This window comes from Nisaea sp. (genome assembly GCF_017640745.1).
Classification (GTDB): domain Bacteria; phylum Pseudomonadota; class Alphaproteobacteria; order Thalassobaculales; family Thalassobaculaceae; genus Nisaea.
Genome location: NZ_JAEPQA010000013.1, coordinates 17592 through 41496, shown reverse-complemented (window position 1 = coordinate 41496; position 23905 = coordinate 17592). Strand labels below are relative to the sequence as shown.

Genomic DNA, 23905 nt, shown 5'->3' with positions numbered 1-23905 from the left:
GTGAACTCTACCGAGTATCCGGTCTCCCAGGCGGTTTGGGGCACGGTCAGCGGAGGCGCCCGGCCGGGACCGGCACGATGGTCCGTCGCCGAGGAGGTTCCCGTCGCGATCCTGGTGAACGGCGCGCATTTCGCCGTGGTCATGGCGACGCCTGCGGATCTTGAGGATTTTGCCATCGGCTTCGCGCTCAATGAGGGGATCGTTCGCGACCGGAACGGCCTGCTCCGGTGCGCCGTCGCCGGTGCGGCGGACGGCTACGTGATCAATCTTAGGGTCTCCGAGGCCGATGCCTTACGGGCGGAGGCTCGGCGGCGCAATCTTCCTGCCCGCGCCGGCTGCGGGATCTGCGGCGCGCAGACTTTGGCCGCGGCGGTTCCGACCTTGCCGAAAGTGCGCGGGTATATTCCCCGGACGGACGCGGTGCTCGCCGCCTATGCGGCGTTTCCGGGGCTGCAGGAGATGCGGCGCGAGAACCGCTCGACCCACGCGGCCGCACTGTGCGGAACAGGGGGCGAGATCCTCGCGGTACGGGAGGATGTCGGCCGTCACAACGCACTCGACAAGCTCGCCGGCGTGGCGGCACGGCTCGATATCGACCGCTCCCGCTGTTTCATCCTGCTGTCCAGCCGGATCAGCTTCGAGATGGTGCAGAAGGCGGCGGCGATCGGCGTGCCGTTCGTGGCCGCGGCCTCCGCTCCGACAAGTCTCTCGCTCCGGGCGGCGGAAGAGGCGGGACTGACCCTCGCCGTCGCGGGCGAGGGCGAACTCATGATCTTCGACACACTCACGGCCGAGGAGCCGGCAGCATGAATTCCGACGAACTGATCCGTATGGCCAACCAGATCGCCGACTTCTTCAAACCCTACGGTCACGACGATGCGGTGGCGGGGATCGCCCAGCATATCCGGGATTTCTGGGATCCGCGGATGCGGGCCGGCATTGCGGATACCCTCAGGAAAAATGCGGATGGTTTGACCGATCTCGCGCGGGAGGGTGTAGAAAAGGCGATCGCCAGCTAGATCCGAGAGCAGTTCCCTCCCGATGGATATTCGCCAGCTCCGCTATCTCATCGCGCTCGCCCAGGAAGAACATTTCACCCGCGCGGCCGAAATCTGCAACGTCACCCAGCCGACCCTTTCCGGCCGGATCCGCCAGCTTGAGCAGGAACTCGGCGTCTCCATCGTGATGCGCGGGCAGCGGTATCACGGTCTGACGGAGGAGGGGCAGCGCGTGCTGCGCTGGGCCAAGCGCATCGTCGAGGATTGCGAGGGCATGCGCGAGGAGCTTGAGGCGCTGACCGGGGATCTGCGCGGCTCCATCACCCTCGGCGTGATCCCCTCCGCCCTGCCGATGACGCCCGATCTGACGGGGCCGCTGCGCAAGCTCTATCCCCAGGTCGGCTTCAGCATCGTCTCGCGGACCTCGAACGAGATCATCCGTCAGCTTGAGGATTACTCGATCGACGCCGGTATCACCTATCTCGACAACGAGCCGCTGGAGGACTGCAAGACCTGGCCGCTGTACCGGGAGTCTTACCGCTTGTTCGTTGCCCGGGAGCACCCCTTCGCCGGACGTGAGACCGTTTCCTGGGCCGAGGCGGCGTCGCTCCCGCTCTGTCTGCTGACGCGCGACATGCAGAACCGCCGGATCGTCGATGCGGCCTTCCGGCAGGCCTCCTGCGTCGCCGTTCCGGAGGTCGAGAGCAATTCGATCATCAGCATCTGTGCCCATGTGCAGGATGGCGGCTTCGCGGCGGTCCTGCCCGAGATCGTTGAGCGGACGATCGGGACGGCGAGCGGGTTGACGGCCATCAGGCTGGTCGATCCGGTTGTGGAATACACTGTCGGCCTTGCCGTGCAGGACCGAGATCCGCTGCCGATCCTGGTGTCTTCCCTCGGCGATATCGCGAGCGCGTTTGCGCCCTAGGTGGTCAGCTTCGCCGTCAGCCTTTCCAGCATGGTCAGGCACTGGTCGATCTGGTCGAGTGCGATGAACTCGTCGGGTTTGTGGGCCTGCTCGATGGAGCCGGGGCCGCAGACGACGGTGGAGATCCCGAGCTTCTGGAACAGTCCGGCCTCGGTGCCGAAGGCCACGAGATCAGCGCCGTTTGCCCCGGTCAGCTCGGCGACGATGCGGAGCGCCTCGTTTTCTGGAACCGGCTCCAGCCCGTCGACCTCTCCAATCACTTGCGTGACAATGTCGGCATCCGGCGAGACCTTGCGCATGGCGGGCAGCAGCTCGTCTTTCACATAATCGGCGATCCGGTCTTTCACGAAATCCATGTCCGCCTTCACGACTGGGCGCATTTCCCAGTCGAGGGTCGCCAGGCCGGGAATGACGTTATGGGCGACGCCGCCGGAAAGCCGGCCGATCTGCAGGGTGCTCCAGGGCGGATCGAAGCGCGAGCCCTCCGGCACCCGGCCTTTCAGCGCCTCGCGCAGTTCCATCAGCTTGGTCACGTAGCGCACCGCATATTCGACCGCGTTGACGCCGAGGTCGGGCTGCGAGCCGTGCCCCTCCATGCCGGTGAAGGTGACGGTATATTCGCAGCAACCCTTGTGCCCTTCGATGATCCGCATCTCGGTCGGCTCGCCGATGATGCAGACGGCGGGGCGGAAGGGCAGCAGGGCAAGGTCGTGCATCAGTGCCTGCGCGCCGAGGCAGCCAACCTCCTCGTCATGGGTGAAGGCAAAATGCACCGGCCGCTTCAGGTCCTGCGCGGCATAGTGCGGCGCCATCGCCAGGGAGGCGGCGATGAAGCCCTTCATGTCGCAGGTGCCGCGCCCGTAGGCCTTGCCGTCCGCGATCCGCATCTCGAACGGGTCGCTCGACCAGTCCTGATCCGCAACCGGCACCACGTCGCTGTGCCCTGAGAGCACGATCCCGCCGTCGACCTCGGGGCCGATGGTGGCGAAGAGATTGGCCTTGGCCCCGCTTTCGTCGCGGTAGAGCTTCACCTCGGCTCCGAGATCGCGGAGCCGGTCCGCCGCATAGCCGATCAGCGCCAGATTGCTGTCGGCGGAAACCGTCGGGAAGCCGATCAGGTCCTGGAGGATCGAGAGGGTCTCTTCGCGGGTTGCCTGCATAACGGCTTATGCATCCTCCTTTACGAAGAGCTTGCGCTCGACATTGGCGAGGCATTCGGCCGGGCCGTCCTCGGTGATGCGGATGGTCTCGGTGATCTCCAGCCCCCAATCGTCCATCCAGAGTGCCGGCATGAAGTGGAAGGTCATGTTCGGCTGCAGCACGGAATTGTCGCTCGGGCGGATCGACATGGTGCGCTCGCCCCAGTCCGGTGGATAGGAGAGCCCGATCGGATAGCCGCAGCGGCCCTCGCGCTTCACGCCGTGCTTCTCCAGCACAGCATAGAAAGCGCGGGCGATGTCGCCTGTGGTGTTGCCGGCGCGCGCCGCCTCGATCCCGTCCGTGATCCCTTCGAGGACCACTTCCTCTGCGCGCAGCATGTCGAGCGGCGGCGGGCCGAGATGGATCGTGCGGCAGAGCGGGGCGTGATAGTGGCGGTAGCAGCCGGCGATCTCGAAGAAGGTGGCTGCGTGCGGCTCCAGCTCTGCATCGTCCCAGGTCAGATGCGCGGCACTGGCGTCCTTGCCGGTGGGCAGCAGCGGCACGATGGCGGGATAGTCGCCGCCGAAGCTGCCTTCCTCGTCCTCGCCGCCCATCAGGCCGGTGCGGTAGATCTCCGCCACCAGTTCGTTCTTCCTGAGGCCCGGTCGCATCAGCTCGTAGATCGCGGAATGCATCTTCTCGACGATGCGGGCCGCCCGGCGCATGTATTTGAGCTCGGTCGGGGACTTCACGCCGCGCTGCCAGTTCACGAGGCCCGTCGCGTCCTCGACCTCGCCTTCGTGGTGTTTGGTCAGCACAGAGTGGGCGCGGGCGGAGTAGTAGTAGTTCTCCATCTCGACGCCGAGGGTCTTGCCGTTCCAGCCGCGGTCGGCGAGGACCTGCGCGAGGTCCTGCATCGCATGCCGGTCGGAGGCCATGACGTAATCGTCGGCGTAGCCGCGGATATTGTCCTCGTCCATGTAGCAGGTGCGCATCGCGCCCTTGGCGTCCATGCCGCGGCCCCAGAAGATCGGCTGGCCTTCGGGGCCGACGATCACGCCCTGGTGGACATAGAAGGACCAGCCGTCATAGCCGGTCAGCCAGGCCATGTTCGAGGGGTCGGATACGAACAGGACCTCGACCCCGGCCTTCTCCATGGCAACACGGACCCTGGCGAGACGTTCGGCATATTCGTCGCGGGAAAACGGCAGTTTGACGTCGGGCATCGCGGGAAATCCATGGATGGCGTTGCGAAATCAGGCAGTTGCGGCGATTGAGCATCAACATCGTCGATTTGACAATCGCCGCCACATGTGGCCGATGCTGAAAAGAAAAAAGCACAATTACTTGTCCCCTTCGGAAGGAAATTTGTCTGTGAGCGATTGGCGCCGGGAACTCTCGAACGCGACGGTGGAAGCGGCGCGCGGTGCGATCGCCGGGATCGCGCTGGAGACGCCGCTGGTGCCCTCGTCGTATCTTTCGGCCCATGCCGGGACGGAAATCCTGTTGAAACTTGAACTCGCCCAGCCGATCGGCGCCTTCAAGATCCGTGGTGCGGCGAATGCCATTGCGGCACTTCCGGACGATTGCCCGGGTGTCACCTGCTGCTCGACCGGCAATCACGGGCGAGGTGTTGCCTATGCCGCGAAGGCTCGGGGGATGAGGGCGGCGGTCTGCATGTCGGAGCTGGTGCCGCAGGCGAAGGTGGACGGCATCCGCGCGCTCGGCGCCGAGGTCCGGATCATCGGACGCTCGCAGGACGAGGCGGCGGAGGAAAGCCGGCGGCTGGTCGAGCAGGAGGGCTTGGCGGAGATTCCGCCCTTCGACGATCCGCTGGTGATCGCGGGGCAGGGGACCATCGGGCTTGAGCTCATGGAGGCACGCCCGGGTCTGGAGACTTTGCTGATCCCGCTCTCGGGCGGCGGACTCGCGGCCGGGATCGCGCTCGCGGCGAAGGCGGTGAAACCCGCCGTCCGGGTGATCGGGATCTCGATGGATCGGGGCGCGGCGATGTATGAATCGCTTGCGGCCGGGCGCAATGTCTCCGTCGAGGAGGTGCCGAGCCTTGCGGATTCGCTTGGCGGCGGGCTCGGGGCCGAAAACCGGCTGACCCTCGATATGTGCCGCGACCTGCTGGACGACGCCATTCTGGTGACCGAGGAAGAGATCTACCGTGCGATGCAGACGCTCTATTACGAAGACCGGATCGTCTGCGAAGGCGGCTCGGCGGTCGGCGCGGCGGCGCTTATCGCGGGCAAGCTGCCCCGGCTCGCGGGCCCGGCGGCGATGATCGTGACCGGTCGCAATCTCGACATGTCCGTGCATCATGACATCATGGCCGGGCGTTCCGTCCGCCTCGGAGACCTCACGCTCGAAGGGCGGCCCTATCATGCCTGACATCAAGATCCTGACCGAAGCCGACCTCCGGGACCTGGTGAAGCTCGATCTCGCGGCCGTCGACGTGGTCGAGAGCGCGTTCCGGGCGCTCGCCTCGGGCGAGGTCGTCATGCCGCCGATCCTCTCCATGGAGATTCCGGCCGCGAACGGCGAGGTGGATGTGAAGACCGCCTATATCCCCGGATTCGACGGGTTCGCGATCAAGGTCAGTCCGGGCTTTTTCGACAATCCGAAGCTTGGCCTGCCGAGCCTCAACGGCCTGATGATCCTCTTTTCGGCGAAGACAGGCCTCGTCGAGGCGCTTCTGCTGGATAACGGATACCTGACCGATGTTCGCACTGCCGCTGCGGGTGCCGTAGCAGCGCGCCATCTCGCCCCGGGAAATGTGCATACGGCGGGCGTGTTCGGGACCGGTGTGCAGGCGCGGCTGCAGATCGAGGCGGCGCGGCTGGTCCGGCCGTTCGAACGGGTGCTGGTCTGGGGGCGCGATCCGGAGCGCGCTACGGCCTGTGCCGCCGATCTCGCCCGGATGCTCGGCATCGAAGCGTGGGCGGAGTCGGATCCGGCCCGGCTCGTCGCCGAGAGCCAGCTTGTCGTCACCACGACGCCGGCGCGGGAGCCGGTGCTGCGGGCGGACTGGCTGCACGACGGCCTGCATGTGACCGCGATGGGTTCGGACCAGCCTGGAAAGGTGGAGATCGACCCCACCGCCTTCGAGCGGCTCTCCGCCTATGTCCCCGACCGGCTCAGCCAGTGCCGTATCCAGGGCGAGCTGCGCGCTGCCATCGCGGCCGGTGCCGCCAGGCCTGACCAGACGTTCTCGGAGCTTGGCGATGTGATCGCAGGCAAGGCGAAAGGACGCCAGGCTCCGAGCGACATCACCCTCGCGGACCTGACCGGGACCGGAGCGCAGGATACCGCCATCGCCACCCATGCCGTCGCGCTGGCGGCGCGGGCCGGGACCGGCGCCGTCATTTCCGCCTGAGGCCCGCCGATGCTGAAGCTCGACGCCCGCGACCTGAAGATCCTCGCCATCCTGCAGGAGGAGGGACGGATCTCGAAATCCGAGCTGGCGAAGCGGGTCAATCTCTCCAACACGCCCTGCTGGGAGCGGCTGCAGCGGCTGGAGGCGGCCGGCATCGTGCGCGGCTACGGTGCCCGCATCGCGCTCGAGGCGCTGGCGGAACACATGGCGGTCTTCGTCACCGTCGAGCTCGACAATCACAGGAGCGAGGATTTCTCGCGTTTCGAGGCGAAGGTTAGGGCGGAGCGCGAGATCGTCGCCTGCTGGGCTCTCGGCGGCGGGCTCGACTATCTCCTTCAGGTCGTGACCCGCAATGTCGCGAGCTACCAGCGCCTGATCGACCGGCTGCTGGAGAGCGACGCCGGAGTGAAGCGCTATTACACCTATGTCGTCACCAAGGAGGTGAAAGGCGCAGCGGGTTTCCCGATAGACCTTCTGGCAGGCGGCTGATAGCGCGAAAATCTCTCTGCCGTCCCCGCGCAATTCAGACAGACATTCTCCCGCCGCTCCCGATACTCTCCTTCGAAACCAGCCCAGCATTGAGAACAGGCTTTCGAAAGGAGCAGCCATGCTCACCAACGACCAGCTCGCCCAGTGGGACCGGGAGAACTTCTTCCATCCCTCGACCCATCTCGCCCAGCATGCCCGCGGGGAGACCCCCACCCGGGTCATCACCGGCGGCTCCGGGGTCTATATCGAGGACCGGGACGGCAAGCAGATGCTCGATGCCTTCGCCGGGCTCTATTGCGTGAATGTCGGCTATGGCCGGACCGAGATCGCCGACGCCATCGCCGCGCAGGCGCATGAGCTGGCCTATTATCATTCCTATGTCGGGCACGGCACCGAGGCCTCGATCACGCTTGCCAAGATGGTCGTCGACCGGGCGCCGAAGAACATGTCCAAGGTCTATTTCGGCCTCGGCGGCTCCGACGCGAACGAGACCAACATCAAGCTCGTCTGGTACTACAACAACGTGCTCGGACGGCCCGAGAAGAAGAAGATCATCTCGCGCTGGCGCGGCTATCACGGCTCCGGGCTGATGACCGGCTCGCTGACCGGACTGGAGCTTTTCCATAAGAAATTCGATCTGCCGCTGCCGCAGGTGCTGCACACCGAGGCGCCCTACTATTACCGCCAGGCCAAGCCGGGCATGAGCGAGGAACAGTTCACCGCCCATTGCGCGGCCGAGCTGGAAGCGCTGATCGAGCGCGAGGGCGCGGACACAATCGCCGCCTTCATCGGCGAGCCGCTGCTCGGCACCGGCGGGATCGTGCCGCCGCCGCCCGGCTACTGGGAGGCGATCCAGCCGATCCTTAAGAAGCACGACATCCTGCTGATCGCCGACGAGGTGGTCACAGGCTTCGGCCGTCTCGGCTCGATGATGGGTTCGGACCACTACGGCATCGAGGCCGATATCATCTCCATCGCCAAGGGCCTGACCTCGGCCTACGCGCCGCTTTCCGGCTCGATCATTTCGGACAGGGTCTGGAAGGTGCTGGAGCAGGGCACGGACGAGTTCGGCGCCATCGGCCATGGCTGGACCTATTCCGCCCATCCGATAGGGGCCGCGGCCGGCATCGCCAACCTGAAGCTGATCGACAGCCTCGGCCTTGTCGCGAATGCCGGCGAGACCGGCGCCTATTTCAGCTCGGCGCTCCGGGACGCGCTCGGCGGCCATCCGAATGTGGGCGAGGTGCGCGGCGAAGGCATGATCGCGGCGGTCGAGCTGGTCGAGGACAGGGACGACAGGCGCTTCTTCGATCCCGCGAAAAAGGCCGGATGGTCGGTGGCGAACGCGCTGCTCGGTGAGGGCGTGATCGCCCGCGCCATGCCGCATTCCGACGTCATCGGCTTCGCTCCGCCGCTCTGCCTGACGCGGGCCGAGGCGGACATCATCGTTGACGCGGCGGTGAAGGCGGTGAAGAAGGGGCTCGGTGCCTAGGAAGAGCTGCTGTCTCCGGCGGGCTCGGCCTTGCGGCTGCGCTCGCCGGCGCGCTTCTCGGCGCGGACGGTATAGATCGAGGTCCCGATGATCAGCGCGGCGCCGAGCGCGGTGTCGAGATCCGGGACCTCGCCGAACACCGCGAAGCCGATCAGGGCGGCGTAGATCAGGCGGGTATAATCCATGGGCGCCACCGCCGAGGCCTCGCCCTCCTTGAAGCCCTGGATGTTCATCAGCTGGCCGACCACCGAGAAGAGGCCGATGGCGCCCATGATCAGCCATTGTTCCAGCGTCGGCGTCACCCAGTAATAGACGGTCGGCACCAGCATCAGCAGCCCGACCATGATCGCCTGGTAGCTGAGGATCGTGACCGAGCGGTCGTGACGGGACAGCTTGCGGATGATCACCATGACCCCCGCCGCGGCCGCCGCCGCGATGACGGCGAGGATCGAGTAGAAATTGAACCCGGCCGGCCCAGGCTGGACCATGATCAGCACGCCGGCGAAACCGACCAGAACGGCGAGCCAGCGTCGCGGCCCCGCGACCTCACGCAGGATGAAGAGGGCGAGAACCGTCACGAACAGACTCTTGGCGAAACCGATGGCGGTCGCCTCCGCGAGGGGCAGGTGAATGAAGGCGGTGAAGCCGCAGGTCATGGCGACGACGGCGAGCGCGACGCGCACCAGATGCAGGTGAAGGTGGCGCGTCTTCAGGATCTCGGGAAAGCCGGAGACCAGGATCGGCAGCACCGTGCAGGTCATCACGATCTGCCGGAAGAGCAGGATCTGGAACACCGATATCTCACCGCCGACCGATTTGATCAGCGCGACCATGACGGTGAAGAAGAAGCTCGCGAGCAGGATCCAGATCGCGCCCCGCGCATTACCGGGAAGCGTCCGGAACGGGCCAGCGACGGGCTCCATGATGCGGGCGGTGAACTGCGACAGACGATCGGCGAGGGCGGAGACAGGGGCGGAGGCGGTTTTCTTGTCTGGCTCGCTGACCAATTTCGGAGTCCTTGAAAGGGCGCGCCGGTTTCGGAGGAGCGGATATGACGCCGTCGCGACCTCTGATTGACCGATTGGAAGACTGGCATTTTGCGGGCCGGCCGGCCCGCTGTCCATCAGATCGCTGCCATGAGTGTGGTTCCGCAAGGCGATGAACGAGAGCGCTGTCCCTCGTCGTGATCGGTGTTAGCCTGTCCGCCGTCCTGCTCTTCCGCTGGCGCCAGAGGCGCCGCGGTTCGGACGCGGACAAGGGAATGGTCTGAGGGATTCCATGAAGATTCTGGTCGTCAATCCGAACACCACCGCCTCGATGACGGACAAGATCCGCGAGACGGCCATCGCCGTCGCGGCGCCGGGCACCGAAATCGTCGCGCGCAATCCTGCCGACGGGCCGGTCAGTATCGAGGGACATTACGACGAGGCCTATTGCGTGCCGGGATTGCTCTGCGAGGCGAAGAAGGGGGCGGCGGAAGGCGCCGACGCTTTGGTCATCGCCTGTTTCGACGATCCGGGCCTCGAGGCCTGCCGCGAGGTTCTGGATATCCCGGTGATCGGTATCTGCGAGGCGGCGATGGCGGCAGCCTCCATGGTGGGGCATGGCTTTTCGGTCGTGACCACTCTGCCGCGCGCGGTGCCGATCATAGAGGCGCTGGCCTTCAAATACGGCTTCGAACGTCAGTGCCGGAAGGTGCGTTCCGCCGAGATCCCCGTGCTCGCGCTCGAGGAAGAGGGCGGCGGCGCGGCGGCGAAAGTGCGCGAAGAGGTACTGGCCGCGATCGAGCACGATCATGCCGAGGCGGTGCTGCTCGGCTGCGCCGGGATGACCGACCTTGCCGATGCGCTGACGAAGGAAACCGGGGTGCCCGTGATCGACGGCGTCGCGGCCGCGGTGAAATTCGCCGAGGCGATGGTCGGGCTCGGGATCAAGACCTGCAAGCGGCGCGCCTACGAGGCGCCGCGGGCGAAGAAATATACCGGCGCCTTCGCCTTCGCGGCCCCGGAGGCAAAGGCCTGATGGGCGACAATTACGTGATGAGGCCGATGACTGCCGCGGATATCGATGACGCGGTGGCCTGGGCGGCGGCGGAAGGCTGGAACCCCGGAGAGCGCGACGCGCAGTGTTTTGCCAGCGTCGATCCGGCAGGCTTCATCGGCGGTTTTCTCGACGGCCGGATGATCGCCTCGATCTCGGTGGTGAATTACGACGACGCCTTCTCGTTTCTCGGTTTCTACATCGTGCAGCCGGAGCATCGCGGCAAAGGCTACGGCTACCGGCTCTGGCAGGAAGGCATGGCCCATGCGGGCGACCGTACGGTCGGGCTCGACGGTGTGGTGGCGGAGCAGGAGAACTACAAGCGCTCCGGATTCGAGCTGGCCTATCGGAACATCCGTTATGGTGGGGCGCCGGCTCTGCCGGCGGCCGTTCCTGGGCTCGAGATCCGTGCGCTGAAGGCACCCGACGAGGCGTTGAAAGCTTTTGACCGGACCGCGTTTCCGGTCGCACGCGAGACTTTTCTGGATGCCTGGCTCCGGACGCGCGGCCATGCCGCTTTCGCGGCCTATCGGGGCGGAACTCTTGCCGGATATGCCGTGTCGCGCCCCTGCGTATCCGGGGCGAAGATCGGCCCGCTTTTCGCCATGGATGCGGAAGTGGCCGGCGCGCTTGCCGCCGCCACCATCGGCGCGGTCGAGACGAACGAGATCTTTCTCGATGTCCCGGAACCCAACGCGGCGGCGGTCCGGCTCGCCGAGCAGCTGGGGCTGAGCCCCGTCTTCGAGACCGCGCGCATGTACAGGGGCGCGGCCCCCGACATGGACCTCTCCCGGATCTTCGGGGTCACCTCCTTCGAACTGGGGTGACCCCGCGATCCCCTTAGACCCGGGAACTCGGCCGGTAGAACGGCTCGTGTTTCTCCGGGTCGTAATAGTTCGCGTAGAACTCCTTCACGTGCGGCAGCAGCGCCTTCGAGAGTTCCCGGCGCTCGACCTCGTCGTTCGAGAGGGCGGATTGCAGGTCGTCGTGCAGCGCCTTCAGGGCGCCTTCCTTGTCGACCTTGGTGAAGATTCCGTCGCGATAGATGATCTCGCCGTCGCACATCACCATGCGCACGCCCTCGGTCTTGGCGCGCTGTACCACCGCGTCGAGCAGCGGCATCTCTTCGTCGAGATAGGGATAGGAGACCTGCGCCCAGTCGATCAGCGACAGGTCCGCCTTCTTGCCGACCTCCAGCGTTCCGATGGTCTCGCCGTAGGGCGTGGTCTTCGCGCCGCCGCTGGTCGCCATGCGCAGCACCTGCGGCGAGGTCGGAACCACGTCGTCCATGCCGGGAACGCGGTGGGCGCGGAGCACCATGCGCATTTCCTGCAGCATGTCGCGGTCGTCGTTGATCCCGGCCTCGTCGAGGCCGATGGCGGTGTTCACGCCCTTGATCTCGAACACGTTGAGCGCGGCGAGCCCAGAGCGCAGGCGGAAGTTGGAGGAGCAGTTGTGGCAGACGCAGACGCCTGTCTCGGCGATCTTGTCGATGTCGCTCTCATTCAGCCAGACGCCGTGCCCGAGGGTCAGGCGCGGGCTCAAGAGGTCGAACCGGTCGAGATATTCGAGCGCCGTGCAGTCGCCCCGGCGCCGCGCATATTCTTTCTGGTAGGCGGTCTCCACCAGATGCATGTGCAGCGGAGCGTCGTATTTCTTCGAGGTGTCCGAGAGCGCGGTCAGCGCCCTGTCGGAGCACCAGTGCAGGTTCGCCGGCGCGAGCTGGATCTTGGTGCGCGACTTGTTGTGATGCTTGCCGTAGAGGCTCTCGAACATCGCCATGGAATCGTCGAGGCTCATCTGGAAGCGGTCGAACCAGCGCTTCATCGGGTCCTGCAGGGCTTTCGGCAGGGAGGCGACGAACTCCTCGTCCGCCTGATAGACCAGCCGGTTCTGGTCGCGCACGGCGAAGCAATAGGACACCCGCATGCCGATATCGTCATAGGCCTTGAGGACCTGCTCGGAATAGCCTTCGACCTGGTTCAGCTTGCCCGGCATCCAGCCATGGATGTGCTGCACGGTGGTGATGCCGGAAGAGATCATCTCGAAGGCCGAATAGAGCGTGTCGAGATAGACGTTCACGTTGCGGCAGATCATCCGCGTGATGAACCAGAGCTCAAGCGGCATGTCCGGCGAGCCGAGCTGCACCGGCGTCAGGCCGACATGGTGATGGCCGTTGACGAAACCGGGCAGCATGACCTCGCGGCCGGTGCCGACCACCGGCACGTCCGGATGCTGGCGTGAGAGGTCGGCATAGGTGCCGATTTTGGTGATCACACCGTCTTCCTGGAGCACGGCGCCGTCGGCGATCTCCTCGATAGTGTGGCGGTCGATGGCGCGCGTGATCATGGCGCTGCTGCGGATCAGGGAACTGGACATGACGTCCCTCCGTTGAAAAGAAGAATTCGGTTGTGGAGCGGGATGCGGGCGGACCGCCTCAGACGGCTTCAGCCATCTTTTCCTGCTCCTCGAAGGCGCGGTCGACCTCGTCCTTCAGCAGCTGGGTCAGCTGCTTGCGTAGCTCCTCGCATTCCGGCGAGAAGGGATCGCGGGGACGGGGCAGGTCGACCTTGACGGTCTCCTTGATGCGGCCGGGCCGTGAAGTGAACACGCAGACCCGGTCGGCGAGGGCGACGGCCTCGTCGATATGGTGGGTGACGAAGACCACCGAGGCGCCGCTGTCCCGCCAGACATCGATCAGGAAATCCTGCATCTTCTGCCGGGTCTGGACGTCGAGGGCCGCAAAGGGCTCGTCCATCAGCAGCACCCGGGGCCGCATCGCCAAAGCTCGCGCCACGGCAACGCGCTGGCGCATGCCGCCGGAGAGTTCGTCCGGCCGTTTCGAGCCCGCTTCGGCGAGCCCAACCCGTTGCAGCACCTCTTTTGCAGCCGCACGCCTGTCCGGCTCGCTCTCGCCGCGAATCTGCAGGCCGAAGCTGACATTCTCCCAGACGCTGAGCCATGGAAAGAGCGAGGTCTCCTGGAAGATGAGACTGCGGTCCGGCGAGGGCGCGGAGACCGCATCGCCGAAATAGGTCAGCAGCCCCGAGGTTTTTTCCTCCAGACCGGCGATCAGGTAGAGCAGGGTGCTCTTGCCGCAACCGGAAGGACCGAGAAGAACGACGAACTCGCCAGGTTCGATTTCGAGATCGATATCCTTCAGCGCCTCGTGGGCCCGGGACGTGCCGGCCGCCCAGATCTTGCCGACGCCGCGGCAGGAGACCGCGGGGCCGTTGGTTTCGTTCGCGTTAGAGGCCACGGAGCACCCCCGATGGGTCGTTGACCCAGTAAAGCACCCGCTTCTGGACCATGCGCATGGCGTAGTCGGTGGCAAAGCCGAGGAAGCCGATCAGCGCGATGCAGAAGAAGACGAGCGACGGATTGAAGGTATTGCGCGCGAGCATGATGACCTGGCCGAGGCCGTAGCCGACGCCGGTGGATTCGGCGATCAGCACCACCATCCAGGCGCCGAAGAGATTGAGACGCAGGATGACGAAGACGCCCGGCAGGATCGCGGGAATGATCACGCGGCGGTAGATCTGCGCCTTGGTCGCCCCCATGGTCCGGGCGACGTTGATCAGGTTCCTGTTCACGCCGTCGATGTGGTTGATGGTGGCGATGGTCATGTGGAAAAACAGCGCGATCACCACCATGAAGATGGCCGGCGCGTTGCCGATGCCGAAGAGGAAGATCGCCACCGGCAGCCAGGCAATGGGCGAGACCGGTGAGAGCAGGGTGACCGTCGGCAGGGTCAGGCGCTCGACGGCGACCCAGTAACGGATCGCCACGCCGAGCGAGAGGGCGAGCAGAGCGGCAATGGTGATGCCGACGAAGACTCGCATCGCCGACGAGACGACGGTGATGAGAACCGCCTGCCAGGGGCTCGGTCCGGCAGAGGCGGAAACGCCGATTGCCCAGCGCTGGGCGGTGTTGAAGAACTTCGCTTGGTCCGCGAAGTCGCCGAGGAAGATATGCGGCGGCGGGAGGAGTTTTGGGTCCGCCCATCCGATGGCCCAGAGGATCTCCCAAATCAGGGAAAACATCCCGACGGATACGAGCGTCCAGCCGATCTTCGGCAGGATCTCGCGCAGCGGCTCCGGCAGGGTCAGACCGGCGGGCGCCGGCGGACTTTTCTGTCCGCCGGCAATCTTGCCGGTCTCGCCGACCGAAGTCCGGTCAGTTGAGACCGCGGCCATGGATCAGGCCGCCTTGTATTTGAGCTTGCCGTAGAGGTCCGGATTCTCGGCGATGACCTCTTCGAGCGGTCCCCAGTCGATGGCGTTCCGGTCGGGCTTGTTCTTGATGTAGCCCATCTCGACCAGGCTGTCGGTCCGGTCGAGGATGAAGTCGGTTTGCGGACGGGCATCGACCACCGCCGGCTGTTTCGCCATGGCGATCTTCGCGTTCTCCATCGAGGTCTTGTAGTAGGTGCCGACCAGCTTCTCGAGCGTGCCCGCCGGATCGGACTCGGCCATCAGCTGGGCTTTCATCATGCCCTTGATGAGCGCTTTCAGACCGTCGCGGTTCTCGTCGATCAGCGAGGAGCGGGCAGCGAGGACGCAGTCCGTGTAGCCCTTACCGTAGATGTCCGTACCATCGGAGAGCATCACTGCGCCCGGAACGTCGTTCACCAGTGCGGTGCCGTAGGGCTCGATGGTGCAGATCCAGTCGACCGCGCCGGCCTTGAAGGCCTCGACCGCTTCCGGGGTCGAGCCCATGTAGCGGACATTCACGTCCTTGAAGCTGACGCCGTGCTTCTTCAGCCAGTCGTAGGGCATCACTTCCAGCGTATCGAGCTGGAAGGTCGCGAGGGTCTTGCCCTTCAGCTTCTCCGCGCTGTCGAGGCCCGGACGGGCGACGATGACGCAGCCCTCGATGCCGCCGCCGGCGACGACCTTGACCGGGGCGCCCGCATCATAGAGCGCCATGAAGCTGGTGTAGGGCATCAGACCGACGTCGACCTGACCGATGCCGAGGAAGGTGACCTGTTCGGCGAAGGTCGGGGTGTTGACGAATTCGAGTGTCAGGCCGTCTTCCTTCGCCGTCTGGACGGCATGCGAGAGGAAGATATTGAGATTGCAGAACCCGGTCCCGTGCGTGGACTTGATCGTGCTGTCCGCCGCCCAGGCCGCGGAGCCGAACATGCCGGGTCCGACCGCCATGGTGATTGCGCCGGCAGCGGCGGTGGTTTTCAGGAATTTGCGGCGATCCATCCGGATCGCTTCGAAGTCAGGCAGATGGTTGCATCCATGTCGTTCGCACATGCTAAGCACTCCCCGTGTAGCATTGCGCCGCCGCCGATTTTTCGGTTCGGTTCAGCGCCATCGGAGGGATGTTGTGGCCCTCCGCGCACCCCGCTTGGCAGCGGGGGCGGTGTCACGGGAACACCTTGCATTCAGCGCGTCCGGCACGCGGATAAGGGAGGAACCCTCTGTGCCGTCCTGGCGGGTCGGGCGGTGCCCGACCGGCACTATCGTGGAATGCAGAAGCATCACCGCAACAGTGGGTGGCACGCCAACCAATAAGCAATCGCCGAGGCGATGCTGCGCTACAGCAGAAATCGCAATTACTGTACCAAGTCAGGTTTGTTTGTTTTTTCAATTAATTATGAAATTTGTCGCCAAATAATACGCAAGAGCGGTCCTATTTTTTGTGCATTGCCGCAATCTTGGTGCCGCAAATCTGTGCATCCTGATCCTCGGTCCTGCTCCAGCCGTGCACCGGCCCGGCCTGGGCGATATCCGGACAAAACGGGCAAAATTCCAATGCCTCCGCGTAGCCCGGCATGCTTGGCTCCCGGCAGATGTTGAACTCGGTCCGCATCTTGCAGAATGTCCGGGAAACTCTCCCGACCGCATAGCCTTTGCGGAGATCGATCATGCGAATAGTCACGGTTGCCGCCGCCCAGATGGGACCGGTGGCGAAGTCCGAAACCCGTAGCCGGGTCGTCGAGCGGCTGATCGCCATGCTGGAGACGGCGGCCGGTCACGGCGCGGACCTTGTCGTCTATCCGGAACTGGCGCTCACGACCTTCTTTCCCCGCTGGTATTTCGAAAAAGAGGCGGATCTCGATGCCTACTACGAGCGCGAGATGCCGGGACCGGAAACCGCTCCCTTGTTCGAGAAGGCGAAGCAGCTCGGGATGGGGATCTCGATCGGGTATGCGGAGCTGACGCCGGACGGGCGGCGTTTCAATACCGCGATCCTTGTCGGTCCGGACGGCGCGCTTCTTGGCAAGTACCGCAAGATCCACTTGCCTGGGCACCGGGAGAACGAGCCCTGGCGCGCCTTCCAGCATCTGGAGAAGCGCTACTTCCTGCCCGGCAATCTCGGCTTCCGCGTTTTCGACGGTTTCGGCGGGCGCATCGGCATGTGCATCTGCAACGACCGCCGCTGGCCGGAAACCTATCGGGTGATGGGACTGCAGGGCGTCGAGATGGTGCTGCTTGGCTACAATACGCCGATCCACAATCCTCCGGCGCCGGAGCATGACCGCTTGTCCTGGCACCATAATAGTCTGGTCATGCAGGCGGGCGCCTATCAGAATGCCACCTTCGTCGTCGGCGTCGCCAAGGCCGGGATGGAGGAGGGGGTGCACCATATGGGCGGCACCCAGATCATCGCGCCCACCGGGGAGGCCATCGCATGCGCGGTGACCGAGGGGGACGAGGTGATCGTCGCGGATTGCGATCTCGACCTCTGCGCATCCTACCGGCAAAGTGTCTTCGCTTTCGAACGTCATCGCGAGCCGGAGGCCTACCGGCTCATCACGGGAACAAAGGGCTGCGTCACGCCGGAGGAGGCGGTCCGCATCGATCCGGCGCTCGGTCATGAGGATTAGCCCGGCGTCTTTCATTTTCGAGCGCTCTCCGCTCACGGAGGAGGAAAACTTGGCTGCCGAGCACCGCATCCTGCTGATCAATCCGAACGCGACCGAATACGTCACCGAGCGCATGGCGGTAGCCGTGCGCGAGGAACTCGGTCCCGACTGGTATGTCGAGGAGATGACCAATGTGGGCGCGCCCTCTATCATCACCGACGATGCCGGGCTCGAACTTGCGACCAACCTGATGGTTGAGGCCTTTGACAAGGGGCGCGATCCGCTCGACGGGGTGATCGTCGCGGCCTTCGGAGACCCGGCGCTGCAGGAACTGAAGACAAAGCTTTCCGTGCCGGTGGTGGGGATTGCGGAGTCGGGGATGCTGGAAGCCGCCGAATACGGAAGCTTTGCCATCGTCACGCCGACGCCGGACCTGTTCGATCCGATCAACGGGCTGGCCGAACGATACGGTGTCCGCGACAAGCTGGTGGTCCAGCTGTCCACCAAGACCGACGCCTATGTCCTGATGAGCCAGCCGGAAGCGCTGGTGAAGACCTTGCGCGGGATGATCGACGAGGTGGTCGCGCGCGGCGACGTCAACGCCGTTGTGATCGGCGGCGGCCCGCTTGCCGATGCGGCCAAGGCGCTCGCCGCGAATAATCCGCCCTGCCCGATCGTCGGGCCGGTGCCGGCCGCCGCGCGCCGGATCCGTAAGATGATCGAGGGCGCCTGATGTGAGCGGACGCGATTTCCTCGGTTACGGCCGCACGCCGCCACATGCCGAATGGCCCGGCGGCGCCCGGCTCGCGGTCTCCTTCGTGGTGAATGTCGAGGAAGGGGCGGAATATTCCGTCAGCCTTGGCGATGCGCGGAACGAGGATGTCTACGAGATCGTCGAGGGAGTCGCGGGGGCGCCCGACCCCTGCAAGGACACCCATTTCGAGTACGGTACTCGCGCCGGCTACTGGCGCGTCATGGACCTGCTCGACCGCTACGGTGTGAAAGCCTATGCCAATTGCTGCGCCCGGGCGCTGACCCTGTCGCCCTGGATGGCGGAGGACCTGGTCGCGCGTGGTCACGAGATCGGCTGTCATTCCTATCTTTGGGAACGCCACGCGGGGATGGACGAGGCGCGGGAGCGGGAGATCATCGCGAACTGCGTCCGCGACATCGAGGCGGTCGCGGGAACGCGTCCGGTCGGCTGGCATACCCGCTCGGCGCCGAGCCCGAACACCCGCCGCCTGCTGGTCGAGGAGGGCGGCTTTCTCTATGACAGCGACGCCTATAACGACGACCTGCCCTTTGTCATGGAGGTCGGCGGGAAAAGTCATGTGGTCGTGCCCTACGGGTTCGACACAAACGACATGCGCTTCCAGCGCGGCGGCGGTTTCGTCTTCGCCGAGGATTTTGCCAGGTACTGCATTGACGCCATCGACTGGCTCTGGGCCGAGGGCGCGGAGCGGCCGAAGATGATCACCATCGGCCTGCATCTCCGCATCATCGGCCGCCCGGGTCGGATCGCCGGGCTCGAGGCGGTTCTGAAACACCTCGCCGGCCTCGACGGAATCTGGTGCGCCCGGCGCGACGAGATCGCGCATCATTGGCGCCAGCTTGCAGGTCTGCCAGAATGGCAAGAGGGAAAGGGTGCCTGAGGGGGACGTTTGCCCGGTATGCGATCAGATAAGGGCGGCTCCTGCTCAGAAAGTGAGCAGGAATATAGCCCGGCGACATCTGGTGGATCTTGGAACGTTATGATTCCAAAGTAAAAAAGCCGGGTGCATTCTGGTCCCTATCTTGCAGATGTGCAGCAGGCGCAGGTTTGGCCCGCTTCCTTGCGGGTTCCGGACTCCTCAACGCTCTCTTCCTCCCAGGCGGTTCCTCACCGTCAAAAATCAAAGAACAGGAGTGGCAAATGGGTAAATTCAAGACTCTCGTGGCATCGGCCGTCATCGGCGCTGGCATGCTGGCCTCGGCCGGCCAGGCCCAGGCGGTCGACTGGATCATGGCCTCCGGCTATCCGGACAGCAACTTCCTCACCAAGAACCTCAAGCTGTTTATCGAGGACGTTAAATCCAGCTCTTCGGTGAATATCCAGCTGAACCCGAACGACACGCTGATCAAGCTCGATGCGATCAAGACCGCCGTGCAGCGCGGCCAGGTGCCGATCGGCGAGATCCGTCTCGGCGTCTACGGCAACGAGGACCCGATGTATATCCTCGCCGGCCTGCCTTTCATTGCGCCGGATTACGCTTCGGCCTGGCTGCTGAAGGATCTGCAGAAGGAATATTTCGACGCGATCTTCAAGAAGGCCGGCATGCGCGTGCTGTTCTATCAACCGTGGCCGGGCCAGGGCTTCTACACCAAGTTCCCGGTGACCAAGGTCGAGGACTTCTCCGGCAAGAAGCTGCGGATCTATTCCACCGCGACCCAGAAGATGGGTGAGATGCTCGGCTTCGACGCCACCATCCTGCCCTTCGCGGAGATTCCGCAGGCCTTCTCCACCGGCCTGATCGAGGCCCTCTTCACCTCTCCGCAGACCGGTATCGACATCCAGGCCTGGGACAACACCTCCAACTTCACCTATGCCGGCGCGATCTTCTCCAAGAACGCGGTCATCGTAAGCGAGCGGGCCTTCTCGGCGCTCTCCGCGGAAGACCAGGCGGCCATGCTGGCCGCGGCCGAAAAGGCCGAGCTCCGCGCCTGGGAAATGAGCGCGGCGACCACTGCCGAGCAGATGGCGGTGCTGGCGAAGAACGGCATGACGACGGCCAAGGCGCCGGAAGCCGTGACCGCGAAGATGAAGGAAATCGGTCTCGAGATGATGAAAGGCTGGCGCGAAACGGCGAGCCCGGAAGCGATCGCGATCCTCGATCGTTATCTCGCCCTTCAGTAACCTATTGGGCGGCGGCCGCCGGAGCTCCGGCGGCCGCACACCTCTCACAAAGAATTTCAGGATTTATTCCGGGGACATTCCATGGCGGTACGACGTCTGTTGGACGGGCTCTATCTCGGAAGCGGTTATCTTTCCGCGCTGTTCCTGGTGGCGATTGCGCTCACCATTGTCGCGCAGATCGTCGGACGCTTCTTCGGCGTGGCCGTGGACTCGACGGAAAGCGCCGGCTTCTGCCTGGCCGCTTCGACGTTCCTCGGTCTCGCCTACACTTTCAGGCATGACGGTCATATCCGCGTGACGCTGCTGGTCCGGCTCGCCTCCGGGCCCCTCGGCAAGCTGACCGAGCTCTGGGCCGTCGGTTTCTGCGCTGCCGGCATGGCCTACATGGCCTACTGGGCCGGCGATCAGGTCTATTTCTCCTTCACGTTCGGGGAGAAGAGCAAAGGTCTGCTCGCCATCCCGCTCTGGATCCCGCAGTCCGCCATGGCTCTCGGCACCGGGATCCTGACCATCGCCCTTGTCGACGAGTTCATCAGCATCCTGCTCGGCCGCACGCCGAGCTATGTCGAGAACTCCACCGCTCTCTTCCAGGGGGAGAATGACTGATGGATGCGGGCGTCATTTCCATCATTCTGTTCGTGCTGATGCTCGGCCTGCTGGCATCGGGCATCTGGGTCGCGCCGGCGCTGCTGGCCGTGGGGTTTGTTGCCATCCAGTTCTTCTCCACCGTGCCTGCCGGCATCACCCTTGCCGGCACCGTCTGGGATGCGAGCTGGAACTGGGCGCTGACCGCCCTGCCGCTTTTCGTCTGGATGGGCGAGATCCTGTTTAGGACGCGATTGTCCTCCGATATGTTCAACGGGCTCTCGCCCTGGCTGGCGCGGCTTCCGGGCGGACTGCTGCACGTCAATATCGTCGGCTGCGGCGTGATGGCGGCGGTCGCGGGCTCCAGCGCCGTCACCTGTGCCACCGTCGGACGGATGAGCATTCCGGAACTGAAGAAGCGCGGTTACGACGAGAGACTTTCCATCGGCACGCTCGCCGGATCCGGCACGCTCGGCCTGCTGATCCCGCCCTCGATCATGCTGATCGTCTACGGGGTGATCGCGCAGCAATCGATTTCCCGCATGTTCATCGCCGGCGTGATCCCGGGCATCATGATCATCGGGATCTTCATGGCCTATGTTGCGATCCGTGCCCTGCTCAATCCCGAACTGGCCCCGCCGGAGCCGGAACGGCTGAGTTTCTGGCAGAAGGTGAAGGCCTCGCGTCTGCTGTTCCCGGTGGTGCTGCTGATCTTCTGTGTCATCGGCTCGATCTATGGCGGTTTCGCGACGCCGACCGAGGCGGCGACGATCGGCGTGCTCGGCGCGCTGGCGCTCGCCTGGTGGTCGAAGTCTCTGACCTGGGCGTCCTTCATGGAAAGCCTGATGGGGGCGGTCCGGACCTCCTGCATGATTGCGTTCATTCTGGCGGGAGCGGCGTTCCTTTCCATCGCCATGGGTTTCACCGGCGTGCCGCGCGTGCTGGCGGGCTATGTCGATGCCTGGAACCTCTCGCCGGCGATGCTGCTCGTTCTTCTGACCCTGCTCTACATCTTCCTCGGCTGCTTCCTTGACGGGGTCTCGATGATGGTGCTGACGGCCGCCGTGGTGCTGCCGATGGTGGAGAATGCCGGCATCGATCTGATCTGGTTCGGGATCTTCACGGTGATTGTCGTCGAGATGGCGCAGATCACCCCGCCGGTCGGCTTCAACCTGTTCGTGCTGCAGGGCATGACCGGGCGCGACATCCTTCAGGTGACGAAGGCGTCCGTGCCGTTCTTCTTCCTGATGCTGCTCGGCATCCTGATCATCGGGATCTTCCCGGAACTGGTGACCTGGCCGGTCGAATACATGGTCCGGAAGAGCTGACGAAGCTCACGCTGCGGAATAGGTTTCCGGGACGATAAGGGGAACGCGGCTGCGCGTGTTACCCGCATCCGCCAGTTTGGCCGCAAGCCTGAGGAACTCCGCCTGCTCCCTGGTGTCGAGCCCGTCCACGATCAGTCCCTGGATTTCCCTCACCATCGGCGAGACGGCCTCGATCAGGGCGGTGCCTTCTGAGGTCAGGAATAGCTCCCGTGCCCGCCGGTCCCGTTCGCTGACCCGCCGGTCCACCCAGCCGCGTTCGACCAGTCGCTCAAGCACGCTTCCCATGGTCGCACGGTCATAGGCGATGAGGCCCGCCAACGTCGCCTGATCCACCCCGGGATGGTGCGCGAGCGCCGCCATCGCAGCGTACTGCACTTGCGTCAGATCGTAGCCTTCCGCTCTCATCCGGTCCTGGAACACGGACACCGAGATCTGGTTCAGCCGCCGGATCAGGTGGCCGATCATGCCGTGGATCTCAAGCGTCATCCCGGATCTCCATCTGCAATCTAGATAGTAAGTATACTTATCAACTTGACCTCGGGGCGCAACGGGTATTCAGTTCCATCGGCGCCAATACCGGAATCGGCCGCATGCAAGACGGCAGGCAAGGGAGGAATTGATGGCGGACCGACCCATACTGATCGCCGGCGGTGGCATTGGCGGACTTGCTGCGGCGGCGGGCCTGGCGCAGAAGGGCATTGCTTCGATCGTGTTCGAGCAGGCGGCCGAGCTGAGTGAGATCGGGGCCGGCATCCAGATCGGGCCGAATGCCTTCCATTCTTTCGATACCCTCGGCGTCGGCGACGAGGCGCGGGCGAAGGCGGTCTATATCGACGCGCTCCGGCTGATGGATGCCAAGGAAGGCGGCGAGATCGCGCAGATCCCGCTCGGCGAGGATTTCCGCCGCCACATGGGCAATCCTTATGCCGTCGTTCACCGGGCCGATCTGCATAAGGTGCTGCTGGATTATTGCGTGGCGAGCCCACTGGTCGAGCTCCGCACCAGTCACAAGTCGCTGGGCTACGAGCAGGACGGTAGCAGCGTCACGTTGAAACTTAAAGACCGGGAGCCGGTCAGCGGCAGTGCGCTGATCGCGGCCGAAGGGCTGCGCTCTCCGATCCGCGCACAGCTCGTCGGCGACGGAGAGCCGCGCATCTCCGGTCATACCACCTACCGGTCCGTGATCCCGACCGAGCAGATGCCCGAGGATCTGCGCTGGAACGCCGCAACCCTCTGGGCCGGGCCGAAATGCCATATCGTCCATTACCCGCTGAAGGGCTGGAAGGTCTTCAACCTCGTGGTGACCTATCATCGCGATCTGCAGGAAGCGATTTCCGGCCGGCCGGTCTCGAAAGAGGAGGTTGCGCAGGGCTTTGAGCATATCCATCCGCGTGCCCGTCAGATCATCGAGCATGGCGACAACTGGAAGCTCTGGGTGCTTTGCGACCGCGACCCGACCGACAAATGGATCGACGGACGCGTCGCGCTGCTCGGCGATGCCGCCCATCCCATGCTGCAGTACTTCGCGCAGGGTGCCTGCATGGCGATGGAGGATGCGGTCTGCCTCGCCCATTGCATGGATAGCCACGACGGGATCGAGACGGCGCTGAACACCTATCGTGACATGCGCCTGCCGCGCACCACGCGGGTGCAGGTCAGCAGCCGCCTGATCGGCGATTACATCTATCACCCGGACGGCGCCATCGCGGCGGCCCGGAACCAGATCATGTCGAGCCGCACGCCGGAGGAATGGTACGACCGACTGCACTGGCTCTACGGCTCGAACGGATTGCAGAACTGAGAGGAGACG

25 protein-coding genes are annotated in these 23905 nt (G+C 64.6%); 16 read left to right on the top strand and 9 right to left on the bottom strand.

The genetic code is table 11. The features are described 5' to 3' along the window. Genes fdhD through JJ959_RS10715 form a run of 3 tightly spaced genes read left to right on the top strand, consistent with a single transcriptional unit; the run spans position 1 to position 1926 of the window. Positions 1–810 (top strand): formate dehydrogenase accessory sulfurtransferase FdhD, encoded by an 810-nt coding sequence (gene fdhD, locus JJ959_RS10725; RefSeq protein WP_292883279.1) that lies wholly within the window; start codon positions 1–3, stop codon positions 808–810. Further along, positions 807–1019, top strand: a complete 213-nt coding sequence (locus tag JJ959_RS10720; RefSeq protein ID WP_292883276.1) for a formate dehydrogenase subunit delta — start codon at positions 807–809, stop codon at positions 1017–1019. Before fdhD ends, JJ959_RS10720 begins: the two co-directional genes overlap by 4 nt. A 22-nt stretch (positions 1020–1041) precedes the next feature. Then, on the top strand, positions 1042–1926 hold the full coding sequence (locus JJ959_RS10715) for a LysR family transcriptional regulator (RefSeq protein ID WP_292883273.1): 885 nt from the start codon (positions 1042–1044) through the stop codon (positions 1924–1926). Here the strand turns inward: JJ959_RS10715 and argE are convergent. Further along, positions 1923–3086 carry an acetylornithine deacetylase gene (gene argE / locus JJ959_RS10710; RefSeq protein WP_292883270.1) on the bottom strand — a complete coding sequence of 388 codons (1164 nt, stop codon included), beginning with the start codon at positions 3084–3086 and terminating at the stop codon, positions 1923–1925. The two genes, JJ959_RS10715 and argE, sit on opposite strands and share 4 nt — an antisense overlap. 6 nt (positions 3087–3092) lie before the next feature. Next, on the bottom strand, positions 3093–4292 hold the full coding sequence (doeA, locus tag JJ959_RS10705; protein ID WP_292883267.1) for an ectoine hydrolase DoeA: 1200 nt from the start codon (positions 4290–4292) through the stop codon (positions 3093–3095). A 148-nt stretch (positions 4293–4440) separates the two neighbouring features. On the opposite strand from doeA, the gene eutB reads away from it, so the two are divergent. From eutB to JJ959_RS10685, 4 genes are all read left to right on the top strand, one after another. Then, a complete protein-coding gene (eutB, locus tag JJ959_RS10700; RefSeq protein WP_292883264.1) occupies positions 4441–5463 on the top strand; it encodes a hydroxyectoine utilization dehydratase EutB in 1023 nt (340 codons plus the stop codon). After that, the gene (locus tag JJ959_RS10695) at positions 5456–6448 is read left to right on the top strand and encodes a cyclodeaminase (RefSeq protein ID WP_292883261.1); all 993 of its coding nucleotides are present in this window, start codon (positions 5456–5458) and stop codon (positions 6446–6448) included. The genes eutB and JJ959_RS10695 overlap by 8 nt, the downstream gene beginning before the upstream one ends. Before the next feature lie 9 nt (positions 6449–6457). Beyond that, positions 6458–6937, top strand: a complete 480-nt coding sequence (locus JJ959_RS10690) for an Lrp/AsnC family transcriptional regulator (protein WP_292883258.1) — start codon at positions 6458–6460, stop codon at positions 6935–6937. A 118-nt stretch (positions 6938–7055) separates the two neighbouring features. After that, on the top strand, positions 7056–8429 hold the full coding sequence (locus tag JJ959_RS10685) for an aspartate aminotransferase family protein (protein WP_292883256.1): 1374 nt from the start codon (positions 7056–7058) through the stop codon (positions 8427–8429). Here the strand turns inward: JJ959_RS10685 and JJ959_RS10680 are convergent. Then, entirely contained in the window at positions 8426–9436 is a 1011-nt protein-coding gene (locus JJ959_RS10680; protein ID WP_292883253.1) for a DMT family transporter, read from the bottom strand. The two genes, JJ959_RS10685 and JJ959_RS10680, sit on opposite strands and share 4 nt — an antisense overlap. Before the next feature lie 271 nt (positions 9437–9707). Between JJ959_RS10680 and JJ959_RS10675 the strand changes: the two genes are divergently transcribed. After that, positions 9708–10451, top strand: coding sequence for an aspartate/glutamate racemase family protein (locus JJ959_RS10675; RefSeq protein WP_292883251.1), 744 nt, complete (start codon positions 9708–9710; stop codon positions 10449–10451). Then, a complete protein-coding gene (locus JJ959_RS10670; protein ID WP_292883250.1) occupies positions 10451–11296 on the top strand; it encodes a GNAT family N-acetyltransferase in 846 nt (281 codons plus the stop codon). The genes JJ959_RS10675 and JJ959_RS10670 overlap by 1 nt, the downstream gene beginning before the upstream one ends. A gap of 13 nt (positions 11297–11309) precedes the next feature. On the opposite strand, the gene JJ959_RS10665 is transcribed toward JJ959_RS10670, so the two are convergent. The 5 genes from JJ959_RS10665 to JJ959_RS10645 form a co-directional block, all read right to left on the bottom strand. Beyond that, positions 11310–12848 carry an amidohydrolase family protein gene (locus JJ959_RS10665; RefSeq protein WP_292883247.1) on the bottom strand — a complete coding sequence of 513 codons (1539 nt, stop codon included), beginning with the start codon at positions 12846–12848 and terminating at the stop codon, positions 11310–11312. A 58-nt stretch (positions 12849–12906) separates the two neighbouring features. Further along, positions 12907–13728, bottom strand: coding sequence for an ABC transporter ATP-binding protein (locus JJ959_RS10660; RefSeq protein ID WP_292883244.1), 822 nt, complete (start codon positions 13726–13728; stop codon positions 12907–12909). Further along, entirely contained in the window at positions 13718–14665 is a 948-nt protein-coding gene (locus JJ959_RS10655) for an ABC transporter permease (protein WP_292883243.1), read from the bottom strand. Before JJ959_RS10655 ends, JJ959_RS10660 begins: the two co-directional genes overlap by 11 nt. Positions 14666–14668: 3 nt before the next feature. Next, positions 14669–15733 (bottom strand): ABC transporter substrate-binding protein, encoded by a 1065-nt coding sequence (locus JJ959_RS10650; RefSeq protein ID WP_292883241.1) that lies wholly within the window; start codon positions 15731–15733, stop codon positions 14669–14671. Positions 15734–16112: 379 nt separating this feature from the next. After that, on the bottom strand, positions 16113–16349 hold the full coding sequence (locus JJ959_RS10645; protein WP_292883238.1) for a hypothetical protein: 237 nt from the start codon (positions 16347–16349) through the stop codon (positions 16113–16115). Here JJ959_RS10645 and JJ959_RS10640 point away from each other — a divergent pair. The 6 genes from JJ959_RS10640 (at position 16348) to JJ959_RS10615 (ending at position 22095) form a co-directional block, all read left to right on the top strand. Beyond that, entirely contained in the window at positions 16348–17310 is a 963-nt protein-coding gene (locus tag JJ959_RS10640; RefSeq protein WP_366816987.1) for an N-carbamoyl-D-amino-acid hydrolase, read from the top strand. The two genes, JJ959_RS10645 and JJ959_RS10640, sit on opposite strands and share 2 nt — an antisense overlap. A gap of 49 nt (positions 17311–17359) precedes the next feature. Beyond that, positions 17360–18022, top strand: coding sequence for an aspartate/glutamate racemase family protein (locus JJ959_RS10635; protein WP_292883235.1), 663 nt, complete (start codon positions 17360–17362; stop codon positions 18020–18022). A 1-nt stretch (position 18023) separates the two neighbouring features. Further along, on the top strand, positions 18024–18941 hold the full coding sequence (locus tag JJ959_RS10630; RefSeq protein WP_292883232.1) for a polysaccharide deacetylase family protein: 918 nt from the start codon (positions 18024–18026) through the stop codon (positions 18939–18941). Positions 18942–19201: 260 nt separating this feature from the next. Next, positions 19202–20182 carry a TRAP transporter substrate-binding protein gene (locus JJ959_RS10625; RefSeq protein WP_292883229.1) on the top strand — a complete coding sequence of 327 codons (981 nt, stop codon included), beginning with the start codon at positions 19202–19204 and terminating at the stop codon, positions 20180–20182. A gap of 81 nt (positions 20183–20263) precedes the next feature. Next, positions 20264–20788, top strand: coding sequence for a TRAP transporter small permease (locus JJ959_RS10620; RefSeq protein WP_292883226.1), 525 nt, complete (start codon positions 20264–20266; stop codon positions 20786–20788). Beyond that, positions 20788–22095 carry a TRAP transporter large permease subunit gene (locus JJ959_RS10615; RefSeq protein WP_292883223.1) on the top strand — a complete coding sequence of 436 codons (1308 nt, stop codon included), beginning with the start codon at positions 20788–20790 and terminating at the stop codon, positions 22093–22095. Before JJ959_RS10620 ends, JJ959_RS10615 begins: the two co-directional genes overlap by 1 nt. Before the next feature lie 6 nt (positions 22096–22101). Here the strand turns inward: JJ959_RS10615 and JJ959_RS10610 are convergent, their stop codons facing one another. Next, the gene (locus JJ959_RS10610; protein ID WP_292883220.1) at positions 22102–22581 is read right to left on the bottom strand and encodes a MarR family transcriptional regulator; all 480 of its coding nucleotides are present in this window, start codon (positions 22579–22581) and stop codon (positions 22102–22104) included. Positions 22582–22714: 133 nt separating this feature from the next. On the opposite strand from JJ959_RS10610, the gene JJ959_RS10605 reads away from it, so the two are divergent. Next, positions 22715–23896: a 3-hydroxybenzoate 6-monooxygenase gene (locus tag JJ959_RS10605; RefSeq protein WP_292883217.1), complete on the top strand. Its 1182-nt coding sequence runs from the start codon at positions 22715–22717 to the stop codon at positions 23894–23896. The last annotated feature ends 9 nt before the right edge of the window (positions 23897–23905 follow it).

Coding starts and splice junctions, on each gene's coding strand:
- JJ959_RS10610 (WP_292883220.1), bottom strand. CDS start 22,581: ATGACGCTTGAGATCCACGGCATGATCGGCCACCTGATCCGGCGGCTG.
- JJ959_RS10715 (WP_292883273.1), top strand. CDS start 1,042: ATGGATATTCGCCAGCTCCGCTATCTCATCGCGCTCGCCCAGGAAGAA.
- JJ959_RS10605 (WP_292883217.1), top strand. CDS start 22,715: ATGGCGGACCGACCCATACTGATCGCCGGCGGTGGCATTGGCGGACTT.
- JJ959_RS10720 (WP_292883276.1), top strand. CDS start 807: ATGAATTCCGACGAACTGATCCGTATGGCCAACCAGATCGCCGACTTC.
- JJ959_RS10675 (WP_292883251.1), top strand. CDS start 9,708: ATGAAGATTCTGGTCGTCAATCCGAACACCACCGCCTCGATGACGGAC.
- JJ959_RS10695 (WP_292883261.1), top strand. CDS start 5,456: ATGCCTGACATCAAGATCCTGACCGAAGCCGACCTCCGGGACCTGGTG.
- doeA (WP_292883267.1), bottom strand. CDS start 4,292: ATGCCCGACGTCAAACTGCCGTTTTCCCGCGACGAATATGCCGAACGT.
- JJ959_RS10650 (WP_292883241.1), bottom strand. CDS start 15,733: ATGTGCGAACGACATGGATGCAACCATCTGCCTGACTTCGAAGCGATC.
- JJ959_RS10620 (WP_292883226.1), top strand. CDS start 20,264: ATGGCGGTACGACGTCTGTTGGACGGGCTCTATCTCGGAAGCGGTTAT.
- JJ959_RS10690 (WP_292883258.1), top strand. CDS start 6,458: ATGCTGAAGCTCGACGCCCGCGACCTGAAGATCCTCGCCATCCTGCAG.
- JJ959_RS10665 (WP_292883247.1), bottom strand. CDS start 12,848: ATGTCCAGTTCCCTGATCCGCAGCAGCGCCATGATCACGCGCGCCATC.
- JJ959_RS10670 (WP_292883250.1), top strand. CDS start 10,451: ATGGGCGACAATTACGTGATGAGGCCGATGACTGCCGCGGATATCGAT.
- JJ959_RS10640 (WP_366816987.1), top strand. CDS start 16,348: ATGCGAATAGTCACGGTTGCCGCCGCCCAGATGGGACCGGTGGCGAAG.
- JJ959_RS10685 (WP_292883256.1), top strand. CDS start 7,056: ATGCTCACCAACGACCAGCTCGCCCAGTGGGACCGGGAGAACTTCTTC.
- argE (WP_292883270.1), bottom strand. CDS start 3,086: ATGCAGGCAACCCGCGAAGAGACCCTCTCGATCCTCCAGGACCTGATC.
- JJ959_RS10615 (WP_292883223.1), top strand. CDS start 20,788: ATGGATGCGGGCGTCATTTCCATCATTCTGTTCGTGCTGATGCTCGGC.
- JJ959_RS10625 (WP_292883229.1), top strand. CDS start 19,202: ATGGGTAAATTCAAGACTCTCGTGGCATCGGCCGTCATCGGCGCTGGC.
- JJ959_RS10655 (WP_292883243.1), bottom strand. CDS start 14,665: ATGGCCGCGGTCTCAACTGACCGGACTTCGGTCGGCGAGACCGGCAAG.
- JJ959_RS10645 (WP_292883238.1), bottom strand. CDS start 16,349: ATGATCGATCTCCGCAAAGGCTATGCGGTCGGGAGAGTTTCCCGGACA.